The organism is Paenibacillus sp. Z6-24 (assembly GCF_054161335.1).
In genome coordinates, this window is sequence record NZ_CP096398.1 from 2974372 (window position 1) to 2989481 (window position 15110).

At 50.4% G+C, this 15110-nt stretch carries 14 protein-coding genes; 3 read left to right on the forward strand and 11 right to left on the reverse strand.

The annotated features are described in order from the left end of the window. The first annotated feature begins 182 nt into the window (after window positions 1–182). Window positions 183–2477, forward strand: a complete 2295-nt coding sequence (gene metE / locus M1D61_RS12785) for a 5-methyltetrahydropteroyltriglutamate--homocysteine S-methyltransferase (RefSeq protein WP_458118946.1) — start codon at window positions 183–185, stop codon at window positions 2475–2477. A 218-nt stretch (window positions 2478–2695) separates the two neighbouring features. Here the strand turns inward: metE and M1D61_RS12790 are convergent, their stop codons facing one another. Then, window positions 2696–3433, reverse strand: coding sequence for a spermidine synthase (locus M1D61_RS12790; protein ID WP_458118948.1), 738 nt, complete (start codon window positions 3431–3433; stop codon window positions 2696–2698). An 86-nt stretch (window positions 3434–3519) separates the two neighbouring features. Further along, window positions 3520–3702 carry a hypothetical protein gene (locus tag M1D61_RS12795; RefSeq protein WP_458118950.1) on the reverse strand — a complete coding sequence of 61 codons (183 nt, stop codon included), beginning with the start codon at window positions 3700–3702 and terminating at the stop codon, window positions 3520–3522. 586 nt (window positions 3703–4288) lie between these two features. On the opposite strand from M1D61_RS12795, the gene M1D61_RS12800 reads away from it, so the two are divergent. Next, window positions 4289–4885: a hypothetical protein gene (locus M1D61_RS12800; protein WP_458118952.1), complete on the forward strand. Its 597-nt coding sequence runs from the start codon at window positions 4289–4291 to the stop codon at window positions 4883–4885. Beyond that, entirely contained in the window at window positions 4827–5150 is a 324-nt protein-coding gene (locus tag M1D61_RS12805; RefSeq protein ID WP_458118953.1) for a GrpB family protein, read from the forward strand. The genes M1D61_RS12800 and M1D61_RS12805 overlap by 59 nt, the downstream gene beginning before the upstream one ends. 167 nt (window positions 5151–5317) lie before the next feature. On the opposite strand, the gene M1D61_RS12810 is transcribed toward M1D61_RS12805, so the two are convergent. The 9 genes from M1D61_RS12810 to M1D61_RS12850 all read right to left on the reverse strand — a co-directional run bounded on the left by M1D61_RS12810 (window position 5318) and on the right by M1D61_RS12850 (window position 15103). Next, on the reverse strand, window positions 5318–6064 hold the full coding sequence (locus tag M1D61_RS12810; RefSeq protein ID WP_458118954.1) for an SDR family NAD(P)-dependent oxidoreductase: 747 nt from the start codon (window positions 6062–6064) through the stop codon (window positions 5318–5320). 139 nt (window positions 6065–6203) lie between these two features. Then, the gene (locus M1D61_RS12815) at window positions 6204–6911 is read right to left on the reverse strand and encodes a Crp/Fnr family transcriptional regulator (protein WP_458118956.1); all 708 of its coding nucleotides are present in this window, start codon (window positions 6909–6911) and stop codon (window positions 6204–6206) included. A gap of 325 nt (window positions 6912–7236) precedes the next feature. Continuing rightward, the gene (locus M1D61_RS12820) at window positions 7237–9258 is read right to left on the reverse strand and encodes a fructose-specific PTS transporter subunit EIIC (protein ID WP_458118957.1); all 2022 of its coding nucleotides are present in this window, start codon (window positions 9256–9258) and stop codon (window positions 7237–7239) included. A gap of 137 nt (window positions 9259–9395) precedes the next feature. Then, on the reverse strand, window positions 9396–11351 hold the full coding sequence (locus M1D61_RS12825; protein WP_458118958.1) for a BglG family transcription antiterminator: 1956 nt from the start codon (window positions 11349–11351) through the stop codon (window positions 9396–9398). 202 nt (window positions 11352–11553) lie between these two features. Further along, the gene (locus M1D61_RS12830) at window positions 11554–12528 is read right to left on the reverse strand and encodes an acetylxylan esterase (RefSeq protein WP_458118959.1); all 975 of its coding nucleotides are present in this window, start codon (window positions 12526–12528) and stop codon (window positions 11554–11556) included. A gap of 51 nt (window positions 12529–12579) precedes the next feature. Next, window positions 12580–12702: a hypothetical protein gene (locus M1D61_RS12835; RefSeq protein WP_458118960.1), complete on the reverse strand. Its 123-nt coding sequence runs from the start codon at window positions 12700–12702 to the stop codon at window positions 12580–12582. Then, window positions 12674–13147, reverse strand: coding sequence for a glycoside hydrolase family 113 (locus M1D61_RS12840; protein WP_458118962.1), 474 nt, complete (start codon window positions 13145–13147; stop codon window positions 12674–12676). Before M1D61_RS12840 ends, M1D61_RS12835 begins: the two co-directional genes overlap by 29 nt. A 65-nt stretch (window positions 13148–13212) precedes the next feature. Beyond that, window positions 13213–14259, reverse strand: coding sequence for a glycoside hydrolase family 130 protein (locus tag M1D61_RS12845; RefSeq protein ID WP_458118963.1), 1047 nt, complete (start codon window positions 14257–14259; stop codon window positions 13213–13215). A gap of 34 nt (window positions 14260–14293) precedes the next feature. Beyond that, window positions 14294–15103, reverse strand: coding sequence for a carbohydrate ABC transporter permease (locus M1D61_RS12850; protein WP_407668026.1), 810 nt, complete (start codon window positions 15101–15103; stop codon window positions 14294–14296). Window positions 15104–15110 lie beyond the last annotated feature (7 nt).

Sequence of the window (15110 nt, forward strand, 5' to 3'; positions counted from 1 at the left end):
TACCATTACATCTGCCTTTTCCAAAAGGGATGAGGCTGATGGATAACCGGCGATTCCATTGCTATAGCCACATGCCATTGTATGGTATAGCCAAAACGTATAACCACGCTGTGCCTGAATGCTGTAATATGAGAAACAACTTAAGCGATAGTATTACAATCCAAATCTGGGAGGAAATGAAAATGCCAAGAGTACTTAGCAGCAACCTCGGTTACCCCCGTCTCGGTGAACAGCGTGAATGGAAAAAAACACTGGAAAGCTATTGGAGTGGCAAGACGGATAAAGAGACTTTTCTGGATACGATGAAAAGTCTGCGTCTTGATCATCTGCGCAAGCAGCAGCAGGCTGGTGTGGATCTGATCCCGGTTGGTGACTTCTCGTATTATGATCATGTACTGGATACGGCTGTCACTTTTGGTCTGGTCCCTTCACGGTTCGGTTATACCGGCGGCGAAGTATCGCTGGAACAATACTTTGGCATTGCCCGCGGAACCAAGGAAGCGGCAGCCGGTGAAATGACCAAATGGTTCAATACCAACTACCATTATATCGTGCCTGAGCTGAACGATCTGACACCGCAGCTGACCGAGAATCGTGTACTAAAGCTGTATCTGGAAGCCAAGCAGGAGCTTGGACTGGAAGGCAAGCCGGTACTACTCGGACCGTATACCTTCCTCAAATTGTCCAAAGGGTATGACAGCAGCGAATTCGCTGGTTGGCTGAACAAGCTGGTACCGCTGTACGCCCAGGTGCTCAGCGAGCTGAACCAGGCGGGCGCCAACTGGGTGCAGATCGACGAGCCTTCCCTCGCTCTGGAAGTGTCCGCTGACGAATGGACACTCGTACAGGAAGCCTATACACAGCTGAACGAAGCGTCCAGCAGCAGTAATCTGCTGGTACAAACCTACTTTGAAGGTGTGGACGGATTCGGCAAGCTGATCGATCTGCCGGTGCAGGGGATTGGTCTGGACTTTGTCTACGGTCTGGAACAGAATCTGAATGCGCTGGATGACTGGGGCTTCCCGGAAGATAAAGTGATTGGCGTCGGTCTGATCGACGGTCGTAATGTATGGCGCTCTAATCTGGAGGAAAAGCTGGGACTGATCAATGTGATTGCCCAGACGGTATCGCGTGACCGCATTTTGCTGCAGCCTTCATGCAGTCTGCAGTTCGTGCCGGTAACGACCCGTCATGAGAACGCGCTGGAGCCTGTTCTGCAAAATGCACTCGCTTTTGCTGACGAAAAGCTGGCTGAGCTGGCACTGTTGACCCGTGCAGCCAATATTGGCGGCGCTGCCGTGCAGACCGAGCTGGAACAGAGCCGCAAAGCGGTATCCCAGCTGGCGGGTTCGGACTGGCGTTCCCCGCTGCATCCGGATCAAGCGAATAATGATAATGATACACGGAATGTTCCATTTGAAGAGCGTCGTGCTCTCCATGATGAGAAATGGCAGCTGCCTGTTCTGCCGACGACGACGATCGGCAGCTTCCCGCAGACAGTTGAGGTTCGTCGTGCGCGCCGCCTGTGGCGTACCGGCGAATGGACACCGAAGCAGTACGAGCAGTTTATCCAGCAGGAGATTCGTGAATGGATCGAGATTCAGGAAGAACTGGGACTGGATGTACTTGTTCATGGTGAGTTTGAGCGTACGGATATGGTGGAATTTTTCGGAGAGCAGCTGGACGGATTTGCCTTTACCAAAAACGGATGGGTTCAATCGTATGGCTCACGCTGCGTAAAACCGCCGATCATCTACGGCAATGTGAATTTTGTGGAGCCGATGACAGTCAAAGAAACCAAATATGCACAGTCCCTCACCTCCAAACCGGTTAAAGGCATGCTAACGGGTCCGGTAACGATTCTCAACTGGTCATTCGTACGAGATGATATTCCGCGCAGCCAGGTATCGTATCAGATTGCCCGTGCCATTTCCGACGAAATTCTGGCACTGGAAGCAGCTGGTATCGAGATGATCCAGGTGGATGAGCCGGCACTGCGTGAAGGTCTGCCGCTCAAGCGCTCCAAATGGCAGGAATATCTGGATTGGGCAGTCGGTTCGTTCCGTCTCTCTACCGCTGCTGTCAAGGAAACGACCCAGATTCATACGCACATGTGCTATTCGGAATTCCATGATATTATCGATGCGATCAAGGCAATGGACGCCGATGTCATCTCGATCGAGACATCGCGCAGTCATGGCGAGCTGATCTCTTCCTTTGAAGTGCATGGGTATGATAAAGGGATCGGTCTTGGCGTGTACGATATCCACAGCCCGCGTGTACCGGCCAAGGAAGAAATGGTACAGCTGATCGAACGCGCCCTGCGTGTACTCGATCCGAAGCTGTTCTGGATCAATCCCGACTGCGGTCTGAAGACTCGTGCCCATCCGGAGACGGTCGCTGCACTGAAACTAATGATCGAAGCCGCTCAGGATATCCGCCGTCAACTGGGACAGGAAACCAAAGTAGGCGTGTAATACCAACGAATGTATGGATATATTCCGGCTAACAGCCAAAAAACACTCTGTAACTGTCATGCTCATCATGACTGTGCAGAGTGCTTTTGCTGTTTCGAGAATTCGTATTGGAATCGGCCATGTCGAATGGCTCCTATAAAATGATGTCTGTATAAATAGATAACTTTGGTATACAAACTGGCAGGTGGATGAAATACATCCCCTGCTCATTATCCAGTTCAGTCCCTGATAATATAAGCATACTCCGGCTGTTCCTCGGTAAATCCGGCCAGCTGGCGGGACTGGTAGCGAATCGGGTGCTTGCTGCCCATCATAATAATATTGCGTACATCGCTATTCTTCTCCACCGGCAGCTGAAAGCAGCGCACATAAGGGAACACTTCACATAGCGTCGTATAGATCGCATGAATCCGTGTATCATGCGTACCCCTGCCGATCAGATTCATGATCAGTGCTCCCTGTTCATGAAGTTTGTGATCCACCAGTGTAAAAAACTCCAGCGATACCAGCTGATCCGGCGTTCCCAATTCGTCGAATGCATCGATAATGACGCTGTCATACTGCCAATCCGGCTGTCTCTCCAGCAGTTCCCGGCCATCGCCAATCCACAATGAATCAGAGGAGCAGCCAAAATATTCCACACTCAGCTCCGCTACTGTCCGGTCCAGCTCGGCAACCTGAATCTGTCTATCGGCAAAATAACGGCTAAGTGTACCAATTCCCTGGCCGATCATAAACAAATGCTGGGGGTCCCCCAGATTATATTCCAGCAGATGAATGATCGCCCGGGGATATTCAAAAACAATCCGCTGCGGGTCACGGAGATCGAGTGCTCCCTGGATATCGGAATTGGCAAACTGCAGTACCCGGAAATGCCCCTTCTCCCCGTACAATTCATGGGTCTCATATACAGTGATATCTGCATGGGATGTTATTTGATGAAAAAGCATCTGCACGATTACAATCTCCTTCGGTTATTGATCTGGAATGATTTCCTGCTGCAGGTATTATAGCATGCCGATGCAGTGTTCATTTCTGTTGTTCATTTAGTGGTCTGTTCTTCATTTACCGGCAGGCGTGTCTGCCAGATATACAGCAGCAGACCGATCACCGGAATCAGCCCGAGCCAGATGATTCCGGTGATCGGTCCCGGCTGATCCGGCGACAGCAGCAGTGCATAGCCGATAAATCCAATCCAGACGATCAGCAACAGATAGCGCATCATTGTATAACTTCGCTTTCTGGCAGCCCTCTGCAGGCTGCTGGATGGATATAATCCAGTATGATCAGACAGCCTGTAGGTAGCTGCCTGGTAAATCACTTCATTTATTAACGGGTTTGTACACCTGTCTAATCGGCGAAAGTATGGTCGCTGATCTACTATGTTGGCGACCCGATACCGCCGGGCTATTTGCTGCAGCTTCTCATACAGGTTCATATACTGTGAAGATATTTGGATACGCTATATCCTGCTGTATTCACTGTTTTATAAAAAGTTACATTTTTTTCATTTTTGTGACTTATTCCCTTTTCTTAATCGCTCGGCTGGGTATGTAATGAGCAACAACTTCTTTTACTGCTCTTCGGGCAACGATCTTCCTCCTGACCGACCATTTTCCTTCCTTCATTTGTACTCATATATTCAGCTTCAGAAAGACTAGCAGCCCAACCGTTCAGTTACTTGATAGCGTCTGGTTATATGACGTGATCGATTCCATCCCAGAGGATGTTTGCGCAGCAAAATATTTTGCATAAAAGGAAAATCGGCGATTTCAGCCGAAATCTGCTGCATACGATGAAAGGAGAACGCCATGCGTAAAATTACCGCTCCCCTGCTGAGCCTCTCTCTGCTGACAGCCATTTTGCTCGGCTGTACAGATACCGGTAATTCGCCCAATGCCAACTCTGCTCAGGCCGCCCGTACAAATGAATCCGGTCATCAAGCAGATGATATAGTGGGCCTGAATGATGTACAGATACAGGAGGCCATGAAAGCTGCCGCCAAGTATTTGAAAACACAGTATACCGTCGAGAATATTTATGATGAAGACGAGGAAACTGCCCAGTTGAAGCAGATTCAGCAAATGATCAAACCCCTGCTGACGCCGGAATATTATGAGTGGGTTCGCAAAGAACGTTCTGCCGGATTCCCTTTGCAGATCGCCATTCAGGAAAAGACCTCTATCACTCCAAAGGAAATTACCATCCGCTCGCGTACCGTTTCCAATACGGATCAGATGATCCGGCTGTCCTACCGGCTTGATTTGCATCTGGATAAACCAAACAAGTCCATCCCGCTGGGCGGCAAGCTGATTATGCAGAATGAAAATGGAAACTGGAAAATAGCAAGTGACTACAACAATGCAGACAGTCTACGGGAATGGAACGGCGTTCCCTCCGGGCATTAACTCTATCCGTAACAGAGAAGGCCGAGATCATCGTACCCATCATCTGCATGTATATGAGCAATCACACCCGCAGGTTAGCGATCATCTGCTGTTCCGGGACTATCTGGCCCGGTATCCAGAGCAAGCCTTGCAGTATGGGGAATTGAAGCGGCAGCTGACAAACGATTACCAGTATGATCCCTTCGGTTACCAGCAGGCCAAAGCAGATCACTGTCGGGATATTGTCCGACGCGCTCACCAGTGGCACGATCAGAACGATGAATAGCAAGATCGGAACCTCAAGAGAGGATGAATTGATAATGGATCAGTACAGTCTAATCCGTTATGGTATGACAAATAGACAGAGAGCCTGTATAGACTTCTCTGCCTGTTTGGATATATACACTTATTGGGAAAGGACTTGAATCACAACTTATCCTGTACCATTCAATGTCAGACTTGAGCGATACCGCCATCTACGAATAATTCGATGCCGTTCACATAGCTGCTTTCTTCCGAAGCCAGGAACACCACCGCGCTGGCAATCTCTTCTGTCTTGCCCAGGCGACTTAGCGGCACGAGACTCTTTGCCGATTCCACGACTTGATTGAGCGCTTCGCCAAACAGATCATCATAGGCTGGCGTGTGAACCCAGCCGGGACTCACGACATTAAGCCGTATTCCCGTGCCTTTCAGATCGGTGATCCAGTTCCGCGCCATCTGGCGAAGAGCCGCCTTGGTACCACCATAGACGCTAAAGCCTGCATCGCCGACCGAACCCGCTGTCGAGCCGGTTAAGATGATCGTTCCCGTCATATTAGGGAACAGCGGCAAAGCTTTTTGAATAGTAAACAAAGTCCCTTTTACATTTACGTTGAAAGTCTTGTCATACTGCTCTTCGGTAATCTGACCCAAGGGCAAAATGCTGCCAATCCCGGCATTGGCGAACAGAATATCCAGATGTCCTTTTTCCTGTTTGACCGCAGCAAACAGCCTGTCCAGGTCTTCCAGATTGGAAATGTCACCCTGAACGCCAGTCACCCGGTCAGCGATCAATTGCACGGCCGCGTCCAGCTCGCTTTGTCTGCGACCGGTGATAAATACGTAGGCTCCTTCTGCAACGAATCGCTGCGCTGTCGTAAGTCCGATACCACTTGTTCCTCCTGTAATAACCGCTACTTTCCCTTCCAATTTCCCCATGTCTATATGCCTCCTGTACGTGTCCTGTTTGGTAGTGATTACGTTACGATATTGATCATAACGCGGAACGAATCATTCTTCCGTAATCTGGATTACACAGGAAAACATATCGTCCAAGGAATTGGATACAGGCAAGTGATCAAGCCAGTTCGTGCATCGTTTTCTCCATATGAATCATGACCGTGCGACGACTGGTCACAAGAATACCTTCATTGGATAGTTCCTTTAGGGTCACTGATACCGCTTCCCGGGTAGCGCCAATCATATCGGCCAATTCCTGATGTGTCAGAGGGATATCGATTTTACGGTATTCCTTTTCTTCAGTGCCGAATTTTTGGGATAATCGATTGAGAAAGTACAGCACTTTACCTCGTAAATCTCTAAAAACCAGCTTCTCCACCAATTCGTCCTGATCTCGCAGACGTTTGCTCATTTCCGATAGGAATCGCAAAGACAACTCAGGGTACTTGACCAAAAGCGGTTCGAATTGCTCCGTCGGAATCGAGAACACTATCGAGTCTTCCATTGTCTCTACGTAAGCCCCTTTGGCGCCCAGTGAAAAGGTATCAAGTTCGCCAAATATACCGCCTTCGCTGAGGATACAGACGGTATGTTGTTTGCCGGCCGGGTTGGTCTTGTAGAAGCGAAGTTTACCGGTGATTACGAAAAATAAACCCTTTCTTTCATCACCGGGTGTCTGAAAAAGAGAATTTTTGGCAAGTGTGTACACATTGGATCTGGTTAACAATCGTTCGATTTCATGGATAACTTCTGCCGGAAGCGATTCAAATATTTTGATTTGCGGCAAAAGTGATGTGATATGTTCTGTCATCTCATACTGTACCATTTTGCCCTCCTTTTTATGCTGCGAATGACCAGCGTTATGTGCTTCTTGATTATTGTTCCTTATATAGCATAATCCATACCAGAGTTATGTTCATCATAAACCACCCTGATTTGCGCTTCTGTAATGCAGATTACAAAACGTTCCCTATAAAATTTAATATAAATGATCGCATAATGTTGTTGGAGTGTGCCTACAAGCTCTGGAATACATGTCTTTCATACGGATTGTCTTCAAATGACAAAAGGAGCACTGCATAAGATCAGTGCTCCTTTTCATTATTTATTATGGAATTGCAGATGCTGTCTGCTCCAAAAAGCAATGCCCATTAACGGATCTGCTTCAGCAGTTGATAGGCCTCTTCACGATTGTTCACCTGAAGCAATTGGTTTCGGTACTGCTCGTCCATTAATTTGCGGGAAAGCATTTGCAGTACCTTGAGATGGGCATTTCCCTGACTGCTGCGCGGTACGGCGATCATAAAGATTAACCGGGCATCCGTACCGTCCATACTGTGCCAGTCCACTCCGTCACGCTTCAAGCCGAACACGACTGCCGGACGCTGAACTGCCTGCGATTTGCCGTGTGGAATCGCGATATTCATGCCGATGCCTGTCGTGCTCTCCTGCTCACGTGCCAGAATTGCCTGCTTGAAATCGGGTGCAGATGATAATTTGCCATGTTGATCCAAAATATCGATCATCTCGTCGATCACCTGGTCGCGCGTCTCTCCCTGCAGATCGAGCCGGATTAGATCCAGATCCATAATATCGGTTAGCTGTTCGATCCGGGTCTCTTCGGCTGCCGGAGACGATAATGCATGGCTGGCAGATACCGCAGCGGCGGATGCTGGTACGGAAGTGCTGCCCGGCTGAACAGAAACATGATTTGATGGAGCCGGAGCATGGTCGGCAATCATATCCGCAGGAATGCCTTCAAGCTGCACGGAATCTTCCAGCGGGACGGCCTTTTTGAGCAGTGTGATCAGCAGTGCGCCGACGACTGCACCGACAATAATCGCGATAAAGAACATAATGACATTGTCGACAGCTCCCAGCACACCCACGATCGGACCGCCGTGAGCGACGCGGTCTCCTACGTGACCGAGCATGGCAATTACTGATCCGGTCATCGAACCGACCATAATACTCGGAATGACACGCAGCGGGTCCTGGGCTGCGAATGGGATCGCCCCTTCGGTAATCCCGAACAATCCCATGGTGAATGCCGCTTTGCCGGCTTCACGTTCTGCCGGACGGAATTTGTGCTTGGCAATAAATGTAGCCAGTCCCATACTAATTGGCGGAATACAGATTGCTACGGCAATCGGACCCATAATCTCATAATTGCCTTCCCCGATCATCGCCGAACCGAACAGGAAAGCGACCTTGTTGACCGGTCCACCCATATCAAAGGAAATCATTGCTCCAAGAATGAGCGCCAGCAGTACCGAACTCGTTCCCTGCATACTCGCCAGCCATACGGTCAGCGTCTCGAAAATCTGGGCGATTGGCGCTCCGATCAGATAGACGAACACCAATCCAACGACAAGCGACGCTAGTATCGGAATAATGATAATCGGCATAATCGGCTGCAGCGCCCGCGGGACCTTGAGCTTCTTGATGCCCAGTGCCACATAACCTGCCAGGAAACCGGCTACGATCCCGCCGATAAATCCTGCACCGGATTCACTATGATAAAAACTGCCGTTAGCGGCGATAAAACCACCGATCACCCCTGGCGCAATACCCGGCCGGTCAGCAATACTATAGGCGATAAATCCCGCCAGAATCGGCACCATAAAGGTAAAGGATGCCGAACCGATCTGCTCAATCGTTTTCCAGAACGAGCCATCCGGTATCACGAGCCCGCCCGGTGTCTTCTGTCCGCCCAGCGTCAGTGCAATCGCAATCAGCAGACCGCCGACGACGATAAACGGAATCATGTACGATACCCCGCTCATCAGATGGCGGTAGATCGGATTCTGCTTATCCTGACGCTCCTGCTTACCGGCGGAGGAAGATCCTTTCTCTACCTGATGAACAGGTACCTGTCCTTCGCTAAAACGCTTGATCAGTTCCTGCGGCTTGCGGATGCCATCCTGTACACCGACAACCAGCAGCCGTTTGCCGCTGAACCGGGAAGTGTTGACTGTCTTGTCCGCGGCGATAATAATGCCGTCCGCTTCACGAATATCCTGTTCGGTAAATTCATTCTCGACGCCGATGGAGCCCTGCGTCTCGATTTTCATCTGTACACCGAGCTGGTCGGCAGCTTTTTGCAGATTCTCTGCAGCCATATACGTATGCGCAATTCCGTTAGGACATGAGGTAATTGCCAATAGTTTCATGCTTATCATCCTCCATTGTTGTAACGCTTACATGTATTATAAACCGGAGAATGAGTGCCAAATGTTCAACCTTTTACCGGAAGCGGACAGAAGATGCGGTAAAAGCGGTTTTATTGTCGAAAAAGAGGAGCCGCCTGTCAGAATCCGCTCAGAAAAGTCATCACATCCTGTTGTTCACGCAGGCGCTGCACGAGCAGCGGGTTCTCACTGATACTCGACAGTTCGCGGAAAAGCAGGCGCGTCTCCTGCTGATCATCATTTTGCACCGCCAGCATGAATACGAGCGATACATATTCATTGCCCCAGCGCAGCGGCTGCTGCAGCGTCGCAATAGCGATCGCCGACTGCACAATATGCTGCGGACTGCCATGCGGGATAGCGACTCCCATGCCGATTGTCGTAGCAGACATCTTTTCCCGGACAATGGCGCTGTGCACGTATTCGGCGGTCACAAAACCTTTTTGATGCAGCAGTTGACCGAGCCGCTCGATAATCTCATACGGGTGCTCCGCCTGCTGCTGAAGCAATACGAGAAAAGGCGTCGTGTATTTGAGCAGTACCGATTGCTGGGGCTGTCCTGCCGGGGCATGCTCGGATTTTTGGATAAACTCCTCCAGCTTTTTTTCCTCTCCTGCTTCCAGCAGAGGAGAAATGACAATATGCGGGATGCTGACAGGCGGCAGTTCAATCGTCGAGATGATCATATCGACCTGATGCTGACGAAGGAATTCATCCAGCTCGGTCAGAGCAATGCAGCCGACCACATGGACTGCGTAGAATTTGCGTTCAATCCGGGAAGAAAGCAGCTGGGACATCCCGATCCCCATATGACAGACAATGACTACCTGCTTATGCTTGTGACTGCTGTGATTGAGCCGCTCCACCGCCGCCTGGAAATGCAGCGTCAGATAAGCCATCTCTTCCTCTGGGATGTTCAATCCGTATTCCCGGTTAAGCTCATCGACTGCAGACACCATCATATCGAACATGTACGGATACATTTTCTTAATCTCACTTAGCATCGGATTCGATACCGGCAATCCATAATTCAGCCGATTCAGCGTGGTACGCAGATGAACATGCAGCCCGCTGATCAGCGTCTCGTCCAGGGTAAAATCTATCAAGTTGAGACTGCACATTTTGCGTACCAGCTGCTCTACAAGAATTGCCGACAGTTGTTCATTTTCTTCGGCTGTCGGTTCTTCAGCGGGTACAGCCGGTTTGTAGCGCAGCTTGCCGCCGAGCAGATGCAGCGCCAGATAGCACTGCTCCATCTCCGGGAACGATATGGCAAATACTTTACCCAGCGCTGTCGACAGCTCATGGGCCCATTCATATTCGCGCTTGCGGCGAATCTCTTCCATCTCGCGTCCGGTTACTGTAATCGGCTGTCCCAGCTTGATCCGGCGGCTGATCAGCAGAATATGTATGACCAGGCTGTCAAATGTCTCATCCGTGAAATACAGCTGATGCCGTCTGCATAACGCTTCCAGCTCATGGTAGACCGTATCCACTTCATGAGCAGCGAACTGGCTTTTCAGCCATTTGCCTGCAGGCTCTCCATTGTCAGCGAGTCGGTTGAGCCGAACCAGCGCCAGCCGCTTGTACCGCTCTTCTCCTTCAATGATCATGCCAATCCGCTGCCGGGTGACTACCCGCAGCTGCAAGGGCTCCAGCCAGTCGGCAATTAGATCCAGATCGCTGCGAATCGTATTGCGACTGACATAGAAGCGGTCGGCCAATTCCTGGGCAGTCAGCGGCTCGGCGCTCATCAGCAAGCGGTAGGCGATCTGTACGATCCGCTCTTTATCCGGGACGACTGCCGCCGCAGAAGATTGTACCGTCTGCAGCCGGGTCAGCATGGCATTCGCCATTTCACCCGATACGTCCAGGCTAATGTCGGCGCCCGGACGACGGATCAGCGCAGTCGGCGGATAGTCGGCTATATACTGTTCAATCATTTTGCAGTCGTTACGTACGGTCTTCTCCGAGCAGTGCAGCTGATCGGCAATGCTCTGAATCTGGATAAACTGGCCCGGTCGGTTCAGCAGAATCCGCAAAATATCCTGCTGTCTGGCATTTAACAATGTCATGGTTATTATTTACTCCTTCAATATCAGTCAGAACACGGCGAAATGGCCTGTTCCTGACTGCTGCCCGTCTATCGGTGCAGGCTGCAGCCTATTTCTGGAAACTATGGCCTGAAATGAAATAATAACCGGAGCCTCCGAGAAGGTCCGGTTATTATCGTCCGTTAACATTCTTATACAATGAAATATGAGTACATGCAACAAATCATTTGGTCAGCTGCATCAGCCTGTCCAGTGTACGGTCAGCCAGAGCAGGCAAATACTCATGTCCGTATTCATGATAAATCAGCATTTCCTTGGCTGAGGTAATCTTGTTATAGGCGGCAAACTGGGTCGCTGGCGGACAGATAATATCCGCAAGTCCGGTGACCCACAGCACCTCAGCCTGAATCCGTGGTGCCAGATTCTGAATATCGATATAGCCCAGCCGTTCAAAGATCTCAGCCTCCCGCTGATGATGCGGATCGAAGAACCGGAAATAGTAGACCAGTTCCTCATAGGCAGAAGTCGTCGGACTTAGCTGGTTCGCCTGCTTGTAATCCGACAGGAACGGATAGACCGGTACAGCGATCTTCACTCGCGGTTCCAGAGCAGCGCAGGCTACCGTCAGTGCACCACCCTGCGACAGACCATGAGCTCCGATCCGCTCCGGGTCAACGCCATCCAGCGACATCAGGATACGTGCAGCCTGTACCGTATCCAGGAAAACGTTACGGAAGTACAGCCTGTCCGGGTCCGGATCATCGATACCGCGAATAAAATGTCCGCGAATCGTCGTTCCCTTGACCGTCAATGTATCTTCCGACCAGCCTCCCTGTCCCCGGCAGTCCATAGCCAGTACGGTAAAACCATGAGCGGCATAGCCGATTTTGTCAAACCAGTCTCCGCTGTCACAGGCATATCCGTGGAACATCACGATGCCTGGCCCTCCTGCCGGAAGGTTGGATGGAGCGGTTGGCCGTACCAGTTTGCAGTGAATACGGGCGCCGCCGATACCTGTAAAATACAGATGATAACACTGCGCTACCGGTGAATGAAATTCTGCTGGAACAAGCTCATATTCCATCGTCTGCCGGTCCAGCTCGGCGAGTCCCCTGTCCCAGTATGCATCAAAATCATCAGGGATCGGACTGCTGCCCATGTATTGCTTTAATTGCTCCAAAGACATGTCTGCTGCCATCGGCTTTCCCCCTCTTCCATTTGTCATTGGTGCTTAGCCTGTTGTCTGCGGCTACTCCGTCAGTGAGTTATAGAATTCCCGGATGACCTGCTCGGCAGGCTTGCCATAGACACTGTACCCATCATCATTCAGTGCTTCCTGTTCATTATGCAGTACGGCATTCCAATCCCACAACCCGAATCCCCTCACCCATGGACGAGATCCCATCACCGTATCCCACCATTTCACTGCCCACCATCATCATCTCGCAGCCGGTTTGCTCGGCAATCCGCGCATAATGACGCTGATATTCGGTATAGTTGGCGAACCACTCATGCCATTTGGGCTCACACGGTACATCCTCATCAAAGAAATTGATATGTGCCCGCCATGTGCCGTTGCGGCAGTTCACTGTCGGTTTCATAATCAACCGGAGTCCCAGCGAACGGGCATACTCCAGCATATCGATCAGTTCCTCATCATCCACAATATGCTCTCCCCGGTAATCCACTTTGGTGGAGTGCGGTGTATCCTGCAGTGCTGCGAGGGCAAAAATAACATAATTGCTGCCGGTGCGCTCCTGCATCAGGCGCAGCGACTCTCTGGCTTCCGGTGTACGGAAGCTGCCGCGTCCGCTCATCCAGCCATAGGTGAATCCCTTGATATAGTCCGTATTCCATTCCTTTCGTTACGAGTCAGGCTTGCCTACATGCGACCAATTTCCTGATCATCCGCGATATCTTCATGGTGTTCGATCACATAGCTGACAATCTCTTCAACTGTCGTGTATGCAACCCCTACATACGTATCTGCCGCTCCATAATAAATAGCGATCCGGCCGGTATCGGCATCATGCAGTGTCGCGCACGGGAATATCACATTGGCGACAAATCCGCGCTCTTCATACCATTCTTCCGGCGTCAGTACGAATGTCGACGCGCGGTATTTCACCCGGGATGGCTCGTCCTTGTCGAGAATGACCGCACCCATGCTGTATACGAGTCCGTTGCATGTACTGGTAACGCCATGATAGAACATCAGCCACCCTTCGCTTGTCTCGATCGGTGCAGGACCGCCGCCGATTTTGACCGACTGCCACCAGCCCTGACCGCCTTTGCTCATCACATGGCGATGCTTGCCCCAGTAGACCAGATCCGGACTTTCACTGACAAATACATCACCAAATGGTGTATGTCCGCTGTCACTTGGACGGGACAGCATCAGGAAGTTGCCGTTCACTTTGCGTGGGAACAATACGCCGTTGCGGTTGAACGGCAGGAACGGATTCTCCAGACGGGTAAATGATTGGAAATCCTGGGTGCTGGCAAAGCCAATCGCCGCTCCATAGAAATCGGTACACCAGATAATATAATATGTATCCTCGACCTTCACGAGGCGCGGATCATAGGCATAGTTCGGTTGAAACGGATTGCCTGCTCCATCGTGAAATTCAATGCGATCTTCTTCAATCTGCCAGTCCAGCCCATTGTCACTCCAGCCCAGATGAAGATGCGGGCGTCCATTCACCGTTTCCGCACGGAATATGCCTACGAACCGGCCTTCATAGGGAACGACTGCGCTATTGAAAATACGGGCGATTCCTTTGACCGGATTGCGATCGATGACCGGGTTGGCACTGTGGCGCCATACCGGGAATTCGTATCCTTCCGGTTTGTCCTGCCATGGCATGGATGATAATGCTTCACCAATAATTTGTACTTTATTTACCGTGCTTTGTTGAATTTCAGTCATGGTTAATCTCCTCCATATTCTCTTTTTTTGGTTTTTATTTCACAGAGCCATTCGTAAATCCGTTATAGATGTACTTTTGCAGGATCAGGAAAATAATCAATGTCGGGATAATCGCAATCATAATGCCGGCACAAATGACTTCCCACTGTGATCCATACGGCCCTTTGAACTTGAACAGGGCCGTTGATATGACCTGCAACCCCGACTTGGGCATGTACAGAAACGGAATATAGAAATCATTGTAAATGTTGATCCCTTTGACAATGATGACGGTGACAATAGCCGGCTTGAGCAGCGGCAAAATAATTTTCCAGTAAATCGTAAAGTACGAAGCGCCATCGAGCATCGCCGATTCATCGAGTGCCGGAGAAATGGACTCCAGGAATTGCAGGAAAATGTAGACAGCGATAATATCCGTACCGAGATACAGAATAATGGCCGCCCAGTGGGTGTTGACCAGATCCAGCGCATTCACAATCTGGAAGGTCGCCACCTGGGTCGTTACGCTCGGAATCAGTGTCGCCAGCAGAAATGCGCCCATAATCAGCTTGCTGCCTCTGAATTTGAAGCGGTTGAGCACAAAAGCGATCATGGAACCGGTCAGGGTCGCACCAATAATCGAGATCACCAGAATAAACGTCGTATTGGCAAAACCGAGCAGCATTTTGCCATCAACAAAAGCTTTGGTGTAATTGGCAAAGTTGAGCCAGTTCTCCGGAGGCAGCAGCGGACTGGTGCTTCCATATTCCTGCTTGGTTTTGAATGAAGCGAAAAATACAACCATAATGGGCAGCAGGGCAATAATCGCGCCGATAATCAGGGTGGCGTATTTGAACGTGGACATTGCCGAA

Bases quoted from the DNA above. Each gene is read 5' to 3' on its own strand.
- M1D61_RS12820 (WP_458118957.1), bottom strand. From the start codon at position 9,258: ATGAAACTATTGGCAATTACCTCATGTCCTAACGGAATTGCGCATACG.
- M1D61_RS12825 (WP_458118958.1), bottom strand. From the start codon at position 11,351: ATGACATTGTTAAATGCCAGACAGCAGGATATTTTGCGGATTCTGCTG.
- M1D61_RS12830 (WP_458118959.1), bottom strand. From the start codon at position 12,528: ATGGCAGCAGACATGTCTTTGGAGCAATTAAAGCAATACATGGGCAGC.
- M1D61_RS12850 (WP_407668026.1), bottom strand. From the start codon at position 15,103: ATGTCCACGTTCAAATACGCCACCCTGATTATCGGCGCGATTATTGCC.
- M1D61_RS12800 (WP_458118952.1), top strand. From the start codon at position 4,289: ATGCGTAAAATTACCGCTCCCCTGCTGAGCCTCTCTCTGCTGACAGCC.
- M1D61_RS12845 (WP_458118963.1), bottom strand. From the start codon at position 14,259: ATGACTGAAATTCAACAAAGCACGGTAAATAAAGTACAAATTATTGGT.
- metE (WP_458118946.1), top strand. From the start codon at position 183: ATGCCAAGAGTACTTAGCAGCAACCTCGGTTACCCCCGTCTCGGTGAA.
- M1D61_RS12810 (WP_458118954.1), bottom strand. From the start codon at position 6,064: ATGGGGAAATTGGAAGGGAAAGTAGCGGTTATTACAGGAGGAACAAGT.
- M1D61_RS12815 (WP_458118956.1), bottom strand. From the start codon at position 6,911: ATGGTACAGTATGAGATGACAGAACATATCACATCACTTTTGCCGCAA.
- M1D61_RS12795 (WP_458118950.1), bottom strand. From the start codon at position 3,702: ATGATGCGCTATCTGTTGCTGATCGTCTGGATTGGATTTATCGGCTAT.
- M1D61_RS12840 (WP_458118962.1), bottom strand. From the start codon at position 13,147: ATGAGCGGACGCGGCAGCTTCCGTACACCGGAAGCCAGAGAGTCGCTG.